This window comes from Providencia sp. 6390 (assembly GCF_058148425.1).
Genome location: NZ_JBYVYL010000008.1, coordinates 1 through 16,626, shown reverse-complemented (window position 1 = coordinate 16,626; position 16,626 = coordinate 1). Strand labels below are relative to the sequence as shown.

Annotated in this window: 15 protein-coding genes; 7 read left to right on the top strand and 8 right to left on the bottom strand. The window is 40.6% G+C overall.

The features are described from left to right. Nucleotides 1-195 precede the first annotated feature (195 nt). The 4 genes from rsmG to asnC form a co-directional block, all read right to left on the bottom strand. Nucleotides 196-819 carry a 16S rRNA (guanine(527)-N(7))-methyltransferase RsmG gene (gene rsmG / locus AC3Z9T_RS16080; protein WP_490127110.1) on the bottom strand — a complete coding sequence of 208 codons (624 nt, stop codon included), beginning with the start codon at nt 817-819 and terminating at the stop codon, nt 196-198. Between the two features lie 2 nt (nt 820-821). Continuing rightward, entirely contained in the window at nt 822-2,711 is a 1,890-nt protein-coding gene (mnmG, locus tag AC3Z9T_RS16075) for a tRNA uridine-5-carboxymethylaminomethyl(34) synthesis enzyme MnmG (protein WP_490127109.1), read from the bottom strand. Between the two features lie 379 nt (nt 2,712-3,090). Beyond that, entirely contained in the window at nt 3,091-3,531 is a 441-nt protein-coding gene (mioC, locus tag AC3Z9T_RS16070) for an FMN-binding protein MioC (RefSeq protein ID WP_490127108.1), read from the bottom strand. Between the two features lie 91 nt (nt 3,532-3,622). Further along, nucleotides 3,623-4,084, bottom strand: coding sequence for a transcriptional regulator AsnC (gene asnC, locus AC3Z9T_RS16065; protein ID WP_070929802.1), 462 nt, complete (start codon nt 4,082-4,084; stop codon nt 3,623-3,625). Between the two features lie 161 nt (nt 4,085-4,245). Here asnC and asnA point away from each other — a divergent pair, with 161 nt between their 5' ends. Continuing rightward, on the top strand, nt 4,246-5,238 hold the full coding sequence (asnA, locus tag AC3Z9T_RS16060; RefSeq protein ID WP_490127107.1) for an aspartate--ammonia ligase: 993 nt from the start codon (nt 4,246-4,248) through the stop codon (nt 5,236-5,238). A 5-nt stretch (nt 5,239-5,243) separates the two neighbouring features. On the opposite strand, the gene viaA is transcribed toward asnA, so the two are convergent. Next, complete coding sequence (gene viaA / locus AC3Z9T_RS16055; protein WP_490127106.1) at nt 5,244-6,701, bottom strand: ATPase RavA stimulator ViaA; 1,458 nt, start codon at nt 6,699-6,701, stop codon at nt 5,244-5,246. Beyond that, nucleotides 6,694-8,217, bottom strand: a complete 1,524-nt coding sequence (ravA, locus tag AC3Z9T_RS16050; protein ID WP_490127105.1) for an ATPase RavA — start codon at nt 8,215-8,217, stop codon at nt 6,694-6,696. Before ravA ends, viaA begins: the two co-directional genes overlap by 8 nt. 292 nt (nt 8,218-8,509) lie before the next feature. On the opposite strand from ravA, the gene rbsD reads away from it, so the two are divergent. From rbsD to rbsR, 6 genes are all read left to right on the top strand, one after another. After that, nucleotides 8,510-8,929: a D-ribose pyranase gene (gene rbsD / locus AC3Z9T_RS16045; protein WP_490127104.1), complete on the top strand. Its 420-nt coding sequence runs from the start codon at nt 8,510-8,512 to the stop codon at nt 8,927-8,929. Nucleotides 8,930-8,936: 7 nt separating this feature from the next. After that, nucleotides 8,937-10,451 (top strand): ribose ABC transporter ATP-binding protein RbsA, encoded by a 1,515-nt coding sequence (gene rbsA, locus AC3Z9T_RS16040; RefSeq protein ID WP_490127103.1) that lies wholly within the window; start codon nt 8,937-8,939, stop codon nt 10,449-10,451. Continuing rightward, a complete protein-coding gene (gene rbsC / locus AC3Z9T_RS16035) occupies nt 10,448-11,410 on the top strand; it encodes a ribose ABC transporter permease (RefSeq protein ID WP_490127102.1) in 963 nt (320 codons plus the stop codon). The genes rbsA and rbsC overlap by 4 nt, the downstream gene beginning before the upstream one ends. A gap of 20 nt (nt 11,411-11,430) precedes the next feature. Continuing rightward, the gene (gene rbsB / locus AC3Z9T_RS16030; protein ID WP_490127101.1) at nt 11,431-12,321 is read left to right on the top strand and encodes a ribose ABC transporter substrate-binding protein RbsB; all 891 of its coding nucleotides are present in this window, start codon (nt 11,431-11,433) and stop codon (nt 12,319-12,321) included. Nucleotides 12,322-12,399: 78 nt separating this feature from the next. Beyond that, nucleotides 12,400-13,329 (top strand): ribokinase, encoded by a 930-nt coding sequence (rbsK, locus tag AC3Z9T_RS16025; RefSeq protein ID WP_490127100.1) that lies wholly within the window; start codon nt 12,400-12,402, stop codon nt 13,327-13,329. Nucleotides 13,330-13,332: 3 nt separating this feature from the next. Continuing rightward, nucleotides 13,333-14,334, top strand: a complete 1,002-nt coding sequence (gene rbsR, locus AC3Z9T_RS16020) for a ribose operon transcriptional repressor RbsR (protein ID WP_490127099.1) — start codon at nt 13,333-13,335, stop codon at nt 14,332-14,334. Here rbsR and mdtD read toward each other — a convergent pair. Together mdtD and AC3Z9T_RS16010 are read right to left on the bottom strand one after the other, a co-directional pair. Further along, nucleotides 14,331-15,740 (bottom strand): multidrug transporter subunit MdtD, encoded by a 1,410-nt coding sequence (gene mdtD / locus AC3Z9T_RS16015; protein WP_490127098.1) that lies wholly within the window; start codon nt 15,738-15,740, stop codon nt 14,331-14,333. The two genes, rbsR and mdtD, sit on opposite strands and share 4 nt — an antisense overlap. Nucleotides 15,741-15,788: 48 nt before the next feature. Next, nucleotides 15,789-16,487 (bottom strand): FadR/GntR family transcriptional regulator, encoded by a 699-nt coding sequence (locus tag AC3Z9T_RS16010; protein ID WP_490127097.1) that lies wholly within the window; start codon nt 16,485-16,487, stop codon nt 15,789-15,791. Nucleotides 16,488-16,626: the final 139 nt, after the last annotated feature.

The following is a 16,626-nucleotide window of genomic DNA, read 5'->3' as shown; positions in this document are numbered from 1 at the left end:
AATTTATCCCAAATATCCATTTAGGGATATTTTTTAGTACCAAATGTTTATTTTTGATAGTTATTCGTTATTACCGTGTAAACATCACGTAAAATCCGAATTGATAAAACAGAGCACAAAATAAAAATAGCAGTAACATTGTAAATGCCACTGCTAAAGCTCTAAAAGATAAAATTTTATTGATAAAAAGCAACTTTATTTTAAGGATAAAATGACTAAATGCCGTTGCTCATCAAGTTCAGGGACTTTTAGCTCAGTGATCGATTCAACCAAAAAGTTCTCAGGTAGCTCAGCCAATTCTTCTTCACGAACAACACCTTTTAATGCGTAAAATTTCCCAGATACGCTAGGAAGATGGTGACACCAGTTCAACATGTCATTCAAAGAAGCAAATGCACGACTGATTACTCCATCAAAACCATTATCAGGTTGGTATTCTTCGACACGTGACTGAATTGGTTCTATGTTAGCCAATCCTAACTCATGCTGAACCTGTTTCAGAAAACGAACTCGTTTACCTAAGCTATCTAACAAAACAAAATGAGAATCAGGACGTACAATAGCAAGGGGGACGCCTGGTAACCCAGGCCCAGTACCAACATCAATAAATGATGTTCCCTTGAGTTGACCGTTCACCACTATGCTATCCATGATATGACGGATCAACATTTGTTGAGGGTCACGAACAGAGGTCAAATTATACGCTTTGTTCCACTTGTTCAATAATTCAACATATCCAACAAGTTGTTGTGACTGCTTCTCGGTTAATGCAATATTCGTCTGTTTTGCTAAACGAGTTAGTTGCGCTAATAAACTCATGGTTAAGCGCTCCTACGCAACATGCCTTGTTTTTTTAACCATACAAGCAAAATAGAAATAGCCGCTGGTGTGATCCCTGAAATTCGCGATGCTTGGCCAATGGATGTCGGTTTATGGTCATTTAATTTGGCCATCACCTCATTGGATAGTCCCTTCACTTGCTTGTAATCAAGATCAACTGGTAACAGTGTATTTTCATTACGTAACTGGCGTTCGATCTCTTCTTGCTGACGAGCGATATAACCTTCATATTTAACTTGGATTTCAACTTGATCAGCAGCTTGAGGATCAGTAATACCCGGAGCAAAACGGCTCAATGATGTTAACATTTGGTAGTCCATTTCAGGACGACGTAATAAATCTTCTCCGTTTGCCTCTTTAGACAGAGGTACAGATAATATTTGGTCGATTTCATCGTGCCCTTCCGCTTTAGGATGAACCCAAATATCTTTTAAGCGTTGACGTTCTTTTTCAATCAGCTCAACTTTATTGTTGAAATGAGCCCAACGAACATCATCAACTAGTCCTAATTCACGGCCTTTTTCCGTTAAACGAAGATCTGCGTTGTCTTCACGTAACATTAATCGGTATTCAGCACGTGAAGTGAACATACGGTAGGGTTCTTTTGTACCCAAAGTACAAAGGTCATCAACCAATACGCCCATGTAAGCTTGATCACGACGAGGGAACCAACCTTCTAAATCAAATGCGTATTGAGCAGCGTTTAAACCTGCTAATAAACCTTGCGCACCAGCTTCTTCGTAACCTGTTGTGCCATTGATTTGACCAGCAAAAAATAGTCCATTGATAAATTTGCTTTCGAGTGTCTGTTTTAGATCTCTAGGGTCAAAGAAATCATACTCGATCGCATAACCAGGACGAACGATCCGTGCATTCTCCATTCCTTTCATCGAGTGAACAATTTGCATTTGTACGTCAAATGGCAAGCTGGTGGATATACCATTAGGGTAGATTTCGTTGCTGGTTAAGCCTTCGGGTTCTAAGAAGATCTGATGTGTATTACGATCAGCAAAACGCATCACTTTATCTTCGATCGAAGGACAGTAACGCGGCCCGACCCCTTCAATGATCCCTGCATACATAGGGCTGCGATCTAAGTTATTACGGATCACATCATGAGTTTTTTCATTGGTATGCGTGATATAGCATGGCATTTGTTGTGGATGTTGATCCTGTGATCCCAAGAACGAGAAAACAGGCATTGGATCATCACCCAGCTGTTGGGCCAATTGGCTGAAGTCGATAGTACGTGCATCAATACGCGGTGGGGTTCCCGTTTTTAAGCGGTTAACACGTAATGGTAATTCTCTTAAACGTTGAGATAGTGAAATTGATGGTGGATCTCCTGCTCTACCACCGCTGTAGTTTTCTAAACCAATATGGATTTTACCATCAAGGAAAGTTCCTACGGTTAATACCACAGCTTTGGCTTTAAATTTCAGTCCCATACGGGTGATTGCACCAGTGACGACATTGTTTTCGACAATTAAGTCTTCAACTGGCTGTTGGAAAATCATTAAATTAGGTTGATTTTCTAAAGCAGTTCTTACTGCTTGGCGGTAAAGAACACGGTCAGCTTGCGCACGTGTTGCACGAACCGCTGGGCCTTTACTGGCATTCAAAGTTCTAAATTGAATACCGGCTTTGTCAGTAGCCATAGCCATTAGGCCGCCAAGTGCATCAATCTCTTTTACCAGATGCCCCTTACCGATCCCACCGATGGCTGGGTTGCAAGACATCTGGCCCAATGTATCAATATTGTGAGTCAGTAATAGGGTTTGACGCCCCATACGTGCAGCTGCCATTGCTGCTTCTGTACCGGCATGACCACCACCAATTACGATGACGTCAAATTGCTCTGGATAAAACATGTGTGAACCTTAACGTTAGAAAAATGCTGACTGTCGCATTTGAGGAGAGGGATTCTACTCAAGTTTTAAGGATAGACCAAGCCTAGTTGATCCGTGCCTTATTATATAAAGATCTTTTTATTTAAAGATCTCTTTATTAGATCTTTTATTAGGATCATCGATATCTGTGGATAACTGAATATTCACTTTAAAGATCATCAAAGTGTAAAGGATCATATACTGTGAATGATCCGTGATCCTTTTGCGTATAAGCTGGGATCAAAAAGGGCACTTATACACAGGCATCGGATGCATCAAAACTTATACTATGGATAACTACCGGTTAATACCGTGATCTTACCAGAGTTATCCACAGCTGATCGCTGTTATTTTGAACAAATTAAAGTTCGTTTGCCCAAATTTTAACCCATTCGCCAGCTGGATCCTCGGGAATTTCATGCTGCTGTACATCTATCTCTAGTGTTTCGCCGATCTTTTTAGCGCCATGATCCAATAGTAAAGAGTTCAATTTATGGATCGCACCGCAGAAAGTGTCATATTCAGAACTGCCAATACCCACAGATCCAAACTGAACTTTACTAAGATCAGGTGATCGACTTTCTATTTCTTCAGCCAGAGATTGAATACTTTCAGGAAGATCGCCTGCACCATGAGTGGAGCTCACCACCAGCCATAAGCCTTCATGGGGTAGTGAATCTAAATCTGGACCATGTTGCATATCGGTTTCATAGCCAAGTTCTTCTAAGATCTCCGCCATATGCTCTGCAACATATTCAGCACTACCCATTGTGCTGCCACTTATTAGGGTTACTTTTGTCATGGTGATTCCCAATAGCAATTTTAGGTCGCTATTGTACGCTGTGAATGAGCTGGGATCTACCTGTGGATAATGTGGTTATATAAATTTTTTTTTAAGGGCTGATTGTGCGCATGATCGGGTTCTGTAGCGAGATCAGGGTTTCTGTGGATTGAATTTCATCAATAGTTTGAATTTTGTTGATAAGTACATCTTGAAGGGAATCTATTGATCGACACATTACCTTGATAAAAATACTGTATTGGCCTGTGGTGTAGTACACCTCAACCACTTCTTCTAGGGCATCCAGTTTTTTGAGGGCGGTATGATAGTCTTTAGCACTTTTTAAAATAATGCCGATAAAACAGCAGACATCAAAGCCGAGTTGTTTAGGGCTGATATCAATACGAGTTCCCGTAATGATCCCCGCTTGTTTCATTTTTTCAACACGAACATGAATTGTGCCTGGGCTTACAGAGAATTTTTTAGCCAATTCTGCGTAAGCGGTTCGTGCATTTTTCATTAACTCGTGAAGTATGTCACGATCGAGATTATCGATCTGATAATTTTCAGGCATTATTAACCCTCTATTTTGACGATTTATTATTTTTATACCTATTTTTTTAGATAAAATAAATAACAAAGTGTTTTTTTAATGAAGTATATTGAATTTGTACCCCATTTTGTTGCTTAATCTACATATCGGCTAACACAGCTAACAAATTATGGGTGAATACAATGGACAAATCATTTATCGAACAACAACAGCAAATCAGCTTTGTTAAATCTTATTTCTCACGTTTGCTTGAAAAAGAGCTTGGCTTAATTGAAGTTCAAGGGCCTATCCTAAGCCGTTTAGGTGATGGTACCCAAGACAACCTGTCTGGTCATGAAAAAGCCGTTCAAGTGAAAGTGAAATCAATTCCTGATGCAACTTTTGAAGTGGTTCACTCTTTGGCTAAATGGAAACGCAAAACATTAGGTCGTTTCGATTTCAAACAAGGTCAAGGGCTGTATACACATATGAAAGCGTTACGTCCGGACGAAGATCGCTTAACACCAATTCATTCCGTCTATGTCGATCAATGGGATTGGGAAAAAGTGATGGCAGATGAGGAGCGTACACTTCCTTATCTGAAGCAGACAGTGGGTAAAATCTATCAGGCAATAAAACAAACAGAAGCCGCTATTAGTACCGAATTTGGGCTGGCACCGTTCCTGCCAGAACAAATTCATTTTATCCACAGTGAAGAGCTGCTACAACGTTACCCTGATTTAGATGCAAAAGGCCGTGAGCGTGCGATTGCTAAAGAATTAGGCGCTGTTTTCCTTATCGGTATCGGCGGTAAACTTTCTAGCGGGGAAGCGCACGATGTACGTGCTCCTGATTACGATGACTGGACCACTGAAAACGAAGAAGGCTTTAAAGGCTTGAACGGTGACATCATTGTGTGGAACCCTGTTTTACAAGATGCATTTGAAATTTCTTCAATGGGGATCCGTGTTAGCCCTGAGTGTTTAACTCGTCAGCTCGATTTAACCGGTGATGAGAAACGTATGGAGCTAGATTGGCACCAAGCATTGGTTCAAGGCAAAATGCCTCAAACCATCGGCGGTGGAATTGGTCAGTCACGCCTAGTGATGCTGCTTCTACAACGTCAGCATATTGGTCAAGTTCAGTGTGGTGTTTGGTCACCTGAAATGCGTGAATCAGTTGCGGGCATGCTGTAAGAGTATTAGCGACTAAAGCGGCGCAGTAATCTGCTTTTTAACCCGGTGTCGAAGCGCCAGATATGATCAAATATCTTCATGATGCCGGGCTTCCCATAATTTGAGACTGATACCGCATGGAAGCGGTATTTCCCTACCTTCTGTAGCGATCTTATTTTCTGTACTAATTCATCAGGTAAGCGCTGAGAGACGAAATCAGAAATCACTACCGCATCTGCATCAGCCCACAAGGGTGACTCCAACCTTTTTACGGTCTCTTGTAAGCAAGCTGCTAAGTCAGTGCCTCCACGAAATGTCTGATGTAAAAAACGGATGCACTGTTCTAAGCCATCTGTAGATAGCAGGTCATAGTGAACGATTTCGGTAGAAAACAACATAACGTGGCAGGAGCGATTATCCGCCAGCGCAATTTTCATTAAGGCAAGGCAAAATGCTTTTGCACAGCGTTCATTTAATCCACCCATTGAGCCGGATGTATCAATACAGACAATAAAAGGGCCTCTTGGCTGCTCTTCATCATGATGATGAGTAATAGGGCGCAATACATGCCTTTCCTGCCAACTCTCTCCTTGTAAACGATAGGTAAGGAGCCGTTTTTCCAGTAGCTTACGATAGAACTCAAACTCGATCTCTTCTATCCCTAGCATTGCCAGCTCAGCAGGTAATAATCTTAATATATCATCACTTTGCCCTATTCCATCAACTTGTTCAGGAACGGTTTCTGGCACTTTTTCCATAATTGTCATCGGCTCCAGAAGCACACTATCTTCTGGTAATGAACGTGCAGATTGGCTTCGTCCAAGTAATTGCGCAATTTTTTCTAACTCAGGTTGCTGACGCAGAAAATCACTGTAGCGATTTAATAATTTATCGTTATAAGCTGAAGCTGTATTGAGCCCTTTACTTAAATCCCATAATCGCCCAGCTGCCCTTTCGTTTTCCCCTAAAATTTCTTCTAAGTTCCCACTTAAAGCTAGTCGACGTTGTAGTTCGGCCAGTAACTGCTCTTTTTCTTGCTCTAATAACTCTTTATGTAATGTGGTAACTTGTAATATTAAGCTAATACGCCAGCGTTGGATAAATAAGCTCTGCCGAGCACTGCGATTATCGATTTTCCCTGAGCTTAACTTGCTTGCTTCTGCATAAAAAGGTGAATCAATTTTTTCTAATTTTTCGATTAGGGAAGGTAATTGATCAAAAAACAGTGTCGTTGGTTGCCCTAACGATTGTTGATAAAGCTGAAATTCTTCGGTTAATTGTGCTGGAACTAAAGCATCCTGTAGCTTTTGTTTGAGTTCTTTTTTCCATTCAGATAGATCTTTCAACAATGCTTTTTTTAGCCTTGGGTGCTTTTCAAAGAAAACGGCTAGTTGAGGCGTAGCGAGTAGAGAAATAATAATCTCTTCTATTAGTTGGCTTTCATTAACTGAAAGCAATAAGTCTAGCGTGGCTAAGCTAAGCATTATTGTCCGTCACTTTACCAGTGATTTGATTGCGTAGCTGTGACAGCTTTTCTGAAAGCTTAATAAAACTCCCTTCTATACCTGCTAGCCAATGAGACTCAATAAACAGGTTAGGCTGTTGTTTTTCAAATTGATATCGTACTGATTGAATATCCTGTTGGATTTTATCGAGTTTTTCTAACCACACTGTATTGTCTGTTTTATCAACAGAAGTTGTTGGCTGTTGTATATAAAGTGTCGAAGTTTGATGACTGACATCAAGTAATTGTATTTGATTTAAATTATTAATTTCAGCAGCGATTTCTTGCGCAAAACCAATACCATTGAGGTGAGCGGAGAGTGTTGTTCCTTTTGCTAAGAAATTGGTTAATAGCTTTTTGTCAGTGGTAATAAAGGTCACTTTCATATCATGAAGCTGTAATGGCTTATGTAAAAACAGCGTTACGCGGCCTTCTTTGATGTCTTCAGGTAAGGTATAGGTTGGGCGACGAGCAAACATTGGCGTGCTTTTATTCACTTTAAAAGCATTTTGATTGTTTTGATCTTGGGTCGAAGATGTCCATTCTTGATAGAGCATTTCCATCTCTCGTGACAATTTTCTTTGTTGCCATCCGTCTTCTTCTAGAATTGATTTCAGTAATTGAGGTAATGCATTCATTGATTGCATGTCATGCCATAAGCAATCTTTCAGCAGAATAATATCTAAAGGTGAAACGGCATTTCGACCATTAAAAAATGCGCTTGCCTGCAGTAAATAAACCGCTTTTTTCCAACGTCGGTCAGATACATATAAGTGTTTGTCTGTTGCGTCTAATTGTTGGCGTAGTTGGTAAATCAATTCAAAACAGTGATCGGTTAGCGTAATTTGAGGGATTTGCTGTTGCCATTCACCATATTCTTCATCGCTGATTTTTAAATGTTCTGGTACAAGTGAATCATCTGGTGATGATTTGCCTATTAGTAATGCACGAAAATTTTGTTTTTCTTGGACTTTATCAAGCCAAATACGCACTAACATCCTATCAAATAGGGCTTCTAGGCTATTGTCTGCATCGGGCAATTCATTGGAAGCAGTGACCAGTAGCCGCATTGGGATATTACTTTCACCATCGCCATTACGAAACTTGCGCTCATTAATTGCGGTTAGCAAGGTATTTAAGATAGCGGGACCTGCTTTCCATATTTCATCAAGAAATACCACTTCAGCATCAGGTAAATAGCCTTTAGTTAGGCGTTGATAGCGGCCTTCATCTTTTAAGGCTTGGATTGATAATGGGCCAAAAATTTCTTCAGGCGTGGAAAAGCGCGTCATTAAATATTCAAATGCATTAGCGTGGCGAAATGCATACTTCATACGGCGTGCTATTAAGCTTTTTGCGATCCCCGGTGGCCCTAAAAGAAAAACACTTTCTCCGCTTAAGGTTGCGAGTAGACATAAACGGATCGCATGCTGGCGTTCATATAGGCCACTTTCAAGATAGTTGCTTAGTTGGGCAATTCGTTCCGCTAGCTGCATGTTTTTTCCTTGATTCCTTTAATTATTAAACAAGCAATATGTTCTCTAGGTTATCGATCCTAAGGTAAATAGTGCAACGTATTTTGTCATTTTTGTTTTATTTCTAATAGTGAATCACAAAAACGATTCAGCCCTAATTAATTCAATCTATTCGTCTTTTGACGGATTTTTTCTGTGAACGAAACGTTTCGATGACGATCACAAATCTTGCGTAATAAGATTGAGTTGTTCAATTTCTTATCTATGATTAAGTTGAGCGAAACGTTTCGCTTATAAGGAAACGGCGGGAAAAATGAAGAAAGGTGTGTTGCTTAATGCCAATATTACGTCAGTGATTGCTAAGTTAGGCCATACTGACCATATAACGATTGCTGATGCTGGGTTGCCTATACCTCAGCAGGTTGAGCGGATTGATTTGGCTGTCACTCAGGGCTTACCTGATTTTATGTCTGTGTTAAGTGTGGTAACGCAAGAAATGCAGGTAGAAAAAGCGATTTTGGCGGGAGAAATTACCACTATCAACCCTCAAATGGAACAGGCAATATTGGCACATTTAAAAGCGTTAGAACTAACTCAAGGAAAACCTATTGAGGTGGAGTATTGTAGCCATGAAAGCTTTAAGCAGTTAACACGCGATAGTAAAGCCGTTATTAGAACAGGGGAATGTTCACCTTTTGCCAACGTTATTCTCTGTTCTGGTGTGACTTTCTGAGGTGTGTATGCAACCTTTATTAGAACTTATCGGTATTGATAAATCTTTTCCAGGTGTTAAAGCGCTCAATGGTGCCGCTCTTAAAGTTTACCCCGGAAAAGTGATGGCGCTTGTCGGGGAAAATGGTGCGGGTAAATCCACCATGATGAAAGTGCTGACGGGGATCTACAGCAAAGATGCTGGAGCTATTCGTTATTTAGGCAAAGAAGTCATTTTCCATGGCCCCAAAAATTCGCAGGAAGCAGGTATTGGTATTATCCATCAAGAACTAAACCTAATCCCTGAACTGACAATTGCTGAAAATATTTTTCTTGGCCGTGAGTTTGTGAATAGATTTGGGAAAATTGATTGGAAAACTATGTTTAGTGAGTCCGATAAACTCCTAAAACGTCTCAACCTTGATTATGACAGCCACCAGCTGATCGCAGAGCTTTCTATTGGTGAACAACAAATGGTTGAGATAGCCAAAGTATTAAGCTTTGAATCTCAAGTTATTATTATGGATGAACCAACGGATGCATTGACTGACACAGAAACAGCCTCATTATTTCGTGTTATTGAAGAGCTTAAAGCGCAAGGTCGTGGCATTGTTTATATCTCTCATCGTTTAAAAGAAATTTTCGAAATTTGCGATGATGTGACCGTTTTCCGTGACGGACAATTTATTGGTGAGAAGTCAGTTAGCGAATTAGAAGAAGAAACGTTAATTGAAATGATGGTTGGTCGTAAGTTGGAAGATCAATACCCACGCATTGATATCCCTGCTGGTGAAATTCGTCTACAAGTCGAAAACTTATCAGGTCCCGGTGTTGAACGGGCTACTTTTTCTCTACGCAGTGGCGAAATTTTAGGTGTTTCAGGGCTTATGGGCGCTGGACGTACTGAGTTAATGAAAATCATCTATGGCGCAGCGCCAAAAAAATCAGGTGATGTACGGTTAGAAGGTAAAAGCCTTTCCTTAAAGACCCCTCAAGATGGTTTAAACAACGGTATTGTTTATATATCTGAAGATCGTAAGCGTGATGGTTTAGTGCTTGGAATGTCAGTTAAAGAAAATATGTCTTTAACCGCATTGCGCTACTTTAGCCGTGCGGGGGGAAATCTTAACCATAAAGAAGAACAGCAAACTGTCGGCGATTTTATACGTTTATTTAATATTAAAACGCCGTCGATGGATCAAATAATTGGCAATCTATCTGGTGGTAATCAGCAAAAAGTGGCGATTGCTAGAGGTTTGATGACTAGACCTAAGGTGCTGATTTTAGATGAACCAACACGCGGTGTAGATGTTGGTGCAAAGAAAGAAATCTATCAATTAATTAACCAGTTTAAGAAAGAAGGGCTGAGTATCATTTTAGTCTCTTCTGAAATGCCAGAAGTGATCGGAATGAGTGACCGCATTCTTGTTATGCACGAAGGGCATATCAGTGGTGAGTTTTCAGCTAAACAAGCGACACAAGAAGTTCTCATGGCTGCGGCTGTTGGGAAAAGTTACGGCTCAGCTCAGGAGTTATCAGCATGACATCGAATAATACAACATCAAAGCGCTGGTTCACTAAAGAATGGTTAATGGAGCAAAAATCGCTTATTGCTTTATTAGTATTAATTGCCATTGTTTCGTCGTTGAGCCCCAATTTTTTCACGCTTAATAACCTATTTAATATCCTACAACAGACTTCAGTGAACGCGATCATGGCAGTCGGTATGACCTTGGTTATTTTGACTTCTGGGATTGATTTATCGGTAGGGTCATTGCTAGCACTAACAGGGGCTGTTGCAGCTTCGATGGTCGGCGCTGAGGTAAATGCCTTTGTCGCTGTTGCTGGTGCACTTGCACTTGGTGCTGCAATTGGGGCATGCACAGGTGTGATTGTTGCTAAAGGTAAGGTGCAAGCTTTTATTGCTACGCTAGTGATGATGTTATTACTGCGTGGTGTTACACGTGTTTACACAGATGGTAGTCCAATCAATACAGGTTTTAGTGACAATGCCGATCTATTTGGTTGGTTTGGTATTGGCCGTCCATTAGGTATTCCAACACCAATTTGGTTGATGATCATTGTGTTTGCCGCTGCGTGGTATTTATTACATCACACACGCTTAGGCCGTTATATTTATGCACTTGGTGGTAATGAATCAGCAACTCGCTTATCAGGCATCAATGTTGATCGCATTAAAATCATTGTTTATTCCTTATGTGGATTGTTAGCCGCACTTGCTAGTGTGATTGAAGTGGCTCGTCTTTCTTCTGCGCAGCCAATGGCAGGAAATGGATATGAACTCGATGCGATTGCTGCTGTTGTTTTGGGCGGTACAAGCCTTGCTGGTGGTAAAGGTCGTATTGTGGGGACTTTAATTGGTGCACTGATCTTAGGTTTCTTAAACAATGGCCTAAATTTACTAGGCATATCGTCAAACTATCAAATGATTGTAAAAGCCGTTGTAATTTTGCTCGCTGTACTCGTTGATAACAAAAAATAATACCCTACAGGAATCTGATTATGAAAATGAAAAAGTTAGCAACCTTATTATCTGTCATGGCGTTAACTGCAACAGTTAGTGTTAATGCAATGGCAAAAGACAGTATTGCGTTAGTCATTTCAACATTGAACAACCCGTTCTTTGTAACGATGAAGGATAGTGCTCAAAAAGAAGCAGATAAATTAGGCTATGAACTGATTGTGCTGGATTCACAGGATAACCCAGCTAAGGAATTAGCCAACGTTCAAGATTTAACAGTTCGTGGCACCAAACTGATGTTGATAAACCCAACCGATTCAGATGCTGTTGGTAACGCCATCATCATGGCAAATAAAGCAAAAATCCCTGTGATCACACTAGACCGAGCAGCAAATAAAGGTGAAGTGGTCAGCCATGTTGCTTCTGATAACCGCATGGGCGGTAAAATGGCGGCTGACTATATCGCACAGAAAACAGGTAATGATGCCAAAGTTATTCAGTTAGAAGGCATTACAGGTACTTCAGCTGCGCGTGAGCGAGGAGAAGGTTTTAGTACAGGCGCTAAAGAACATAAATTTAATGTACTAGCAAGCCAACCTGCTGATTTTGATAGAACAAAAGGCTTGAACGTCATGCAGAACCTACTCACAGCGCATCCCGCTGTACAGGCTGTTTTTGCACAAAATGATGAGATGGCGCTAGGCGCACTGAGAGCGCTACAAACTGCTGGTCGTGATGATGTATTAGTGGTTGGTTTTGATGGTACCAACGATGGGATCAAAGCGGTTGAAGGCGGAAAGTTAGGCGCCACTATTGCACAGCGCCCAGATCAAATTGGTATCGTTGGTGTACAAATCGCCGATAAAGTCCTAAAAGGTGAAAAAGTAGAGCCAACAGTTCCCGTTGAATTGGAATTGGTTGTTAAAAAATAAAACGTAAAAACCGCCGTTCTGATGAACGGCGTTTTGCTCTGCTGACTGAATAAAAAAGAATAAAAGGAACACAATGTTATGGGTGCAGCTAAACTTGTTGTTTTAGGTAGTATCAATGCTGATCATATTTTGAATGTTGGGCAATTTCCTCAACCAGGTGAAACTGTTAGGGGAAATCATTACCAAGTCGCATTTGGTGGTAAAGGTGCTAATCAGGCTGTTGCTGCTGGTAGAAGTGGTGCTGATATAACATTTATTGCTTGTGTGGGTGACGATAGCATAGGGCATAACGTCAAAAAACAGCTTGAGACAGATAGCATTCACATTGAATGTATTGATGCTATTAAAAATGAAACGACAGGTGTTGCGCTAATATTTGTTAATCAGCAAGGTGAAAATGTTATAGGGATCCACGCGGGTGCAAACGCACATTTAACGACTGAACGAGTCAATCATTATCAACAACAAATTATTGATGCTGATGCTCTTCTGATGCAATTAGAATCACCTATTGAGGCAGTACAGTTAGCCGCAGAGATTGCCAAAAAAAATAATACCAAAGTGATCTTAAATCCTGCTCCGGCTCAAGCTCTCCCCGATTCATTACTTTCACTGGTTGATATCATTACGCCAAATGAAACGGAAGCAGAGCATTTAACAGGTATTACAGTGAAGGATGATCATGGTGCACAAGCTGCCGCTCAAGTACTACATGATAAAGGTATTAGTAAAGTGATGATCACATTAGGAGCGAGAGGTGTTTGGTTTAGTGAAAAAGGTCAATTAGGCAAAATTATTGCTGGATTTAAAGTCAAAGCCGTCGATACTATTGCAGCTGGTGATACCTTTAATGGTGCTTACGTGACCGCGTTGCTTGAAGGCAAAAATGATACACAAGCGATTCGTTTTGCGCATGCGGCAGCAGCAATTGCAGTGACTCGGCCAGGTGCTCAGCCTTCTGTACCATGGCGCAATGAAATTGATACCTTTTTAACTCAACAGGAATAGCTTGTGGCAACAATGAAAGATGTTGCACGCCTTGCAGGTGTGTCAACATCCACCGTGTCTCATGTCATCAATCAAAATCGTTATGTCAGCGAAAGCGTGACATTACGGGTAAAAAACGCAATTGAGCAGCTAAATTATGCGCCATCTGCACTTGCCCGTAGCTTAAAAATGAATCGCACTAATACGATTGGGATGTTACTGACAACAAGTAATAACCCGTTTTATGCTGAAGTTGTTCGTGGTGTAGAGCGTAGTTGCTATGAGTTAGGTTACAGCTTGATCTTATGTAACACGGAAGGCGATCTTCAACGAATGAACCATAGCTTAGAAACCTTATTGCAAAAGCGGGTTGATGGCTTATTGATCATGTGTACCGAGGCACAAGGGCCATCAAAAGAAGTTCTTTCGCGCTATCCAGCAGTACCTACTGTGATGATGGATTGGTCACCCTTTGAGTCTGGGGGGGATATTATTCAAGATAACTCTTTTCTGGGTGGCGAGATGGCTACGCGCTATTTGATTGAAGCAGGTTTCACTCAAATAGCCTGTATTGCTGGCCCACAAGATAAATCACCCGCACAGGCTCGCTTTCAAGGGTTTATAGCTGCAATGAAGCAAGCTTCGTTACCGATCCCTGACGAATATATTATTTTTAGTGATTTTGAATTTGCTGGTGGCTTTGAGTCAATGAATAAGTTGCTGGCGCTTGAGAATCGTCCAAAAGCAATTTTTGCGGGCAATGATGCGATGGCTGTTGGTGCTTATCAGGCCATATTCCGCCAAGGGTTAAAAGTACCCGATGATATTTCGATTATTGGCTATGATGATATCGATTTATCACCTTATATGATCCCACCACTGACAACTATTCATCAACCGAAGGATGAGCTCGGTAAGCTAGCGGTTAACCAGTTGATTTTTAGAATGGATAATCCAGAAGCTTCTGCAAATGTTTTAGTATTGACGCCCAAATTAGTTGAGCGTCAATCAGTTAAACATCGTTAGCTTTTATTGGGTGTTTGCTTGGCTTTACTTTTTATGAGGTTTTGCCCATCATTTCTTTTCAGTAATAAGAAGACAAACGCAGAAAGTAGGGTAATAACGCCAATGGTGATAAAAGTATAATGGAAATTATCAACCGTATTTCCACCTGGTTTCCCTTCATAGAAACTCAATATTGCAGCACTAACCGCAATACCAAAACTGATCGATAATTGCTGAGTAACGGCCAACATACTGTTGCCTGCACTGGCGTTGTTATCGGTTAGATCAGCTAAACAGATAGTATTCATGGCTGTAAATTGAGTCGACATCACCATACCAAGAATAAATAAAGGCACTACCAGTAAATAGATAGACATAGTTGGTGATTGTAAGGAAAACTGCGCGATCATAAAACCGATAATCACAGTGACGGTAAACAGTGTATTACGATAGCCAAACTTAGTGAGTATGCCTGTGACGGAAGATTTCGCAATAATTGAACCAATTGCCATAGGTGCCATCATCATACCTGCGATCACCGCTTCGTAGCCAAAGCCAACTTGTAGCATTAACGGCATTAAAAAGGGAATACTGCCTGTTCCTAAGCGAGTGGCTATATTACCGCTGATACCGATACTAAAAGTTCGTGTTTTAAATAAATTCAGTGGGATGATGGCATGTTTAATGCGTCTTGCGTGCAATATATATAGAAGCAAGCAAAAGAAGCCACCAAGAACGATAGATATAGGAATATAGTTAGAAAGTGAATCATCACCAAACAAGTCTAAACTCACTGATAGCATCACTAAGCCGAAGCCAAATAAGATAAACCCAAGTACATCGAATTTACGTTTTGGCATTTTAAAATCAGGCATCGATTTTAAGGCGTATAAAATCCCTAATATTCCAATCGGTATATTGATAATAAAAATCCAATGCCAAGTGGCATAGGTTACCAGCACTCCCCCTAAAAGTGGTCCTAAAATGGGACCTACTAGGCCAGGAATAGTGACAAAATTTAATATTGGCAATAATTCACTTCGTGGGTAGGCGCGGATCAAGGCTAATCGTGCGACTGGCATCATCATTGCCCCGCCAATACCTTGGATAACCCGTGATGTGACTAAGAAAGTCAGAGATGGTGATAATGCACACAAAAGAGAGCCGAAGGAAAACAGTGAAACGGCAATAATAAAAATACGGCGTGTGCCAAACCGATCAGCAAACCAACCACTTACAGGTATAAGCAGTGCCACAGTTAATGTGTAACTCACAATTGCTGACTGCATAGCAAGTGGTGAGTGATGAAGACTTTTGGCTATATCAGGTAGCGCGGTATTTAAAATGGTAGCATCAAGGGCTTGCATGAAGAATGCCATTGCTGCAATCCACGGAAGACCTGACATGCTTTTGGCTGTTTTTAACATCGGTAACCTATTAAATAGAAAGTTAAAGCAAACATGGAAGTTATCGTGTTAGGTTTGTTTCCCTGTAATGGTTAATAACTTATAGCAAAGATCAAACGCTTTGGCGCTATTACCTTTTATTATGGTATTTGCCAGCTGTTTATGAATGCCAACTTCAATAACATCATTCTCTGTTATGGCATCAAAGTAAAACTGATAAACCGAGCGAAATAAATTCGCAAAAGAAAGTAAAAACGGGTTTGCACAAGCTTCATAAATGGCTAAATGAAAGCGGTGGTCAACATCAACCCAATGTTGCCTATCAAATTGCTTTGCGAGCAATAGCATTTCATTTGCTAACAATTTTAGCGATTGTTTCTGTTCGCTATTGGCATTTTGGGCTGCAAGATAGCAAGCTTGAGGCTCTATCGCTAGACGTACAATATGGAAATGCTTAATAACAACGGATTGCTCATCACTATTAATCCACCATTTCAGCAGATCTTGATCCAAAAAATTCCAATGTGAGGAAGGCATCACTCGTGTTCCTATGCGTGGACGAGCTAATAACATGCCTTTAGCCGCTAAAATTTTAACGGCTTCTCTTATTGCTGTTCGGCTGGCTTGGAACTTATCAGCGAGTTCACCTTCATTAGGAAGTATCGAACTGGGTAAATAAGTGCCTTTGAGTATTAATTGGCCAAGCTGTTCTGCTATAAGATAAGAAAGGTTTTTTTGCGAAGCAGTTTGCTGCTCACTAAATTCCATAATTAATCCCAATACGTAACTCTAAGCGATTATATTACGTGAGTAGACGGATAATTGCTGCTGAAATAATCAATTCTACGCTCGGTTTAGCTGATTTATCACCATGTTGGTGAAAAAAAGCGCAAACGAAAAGAAAATA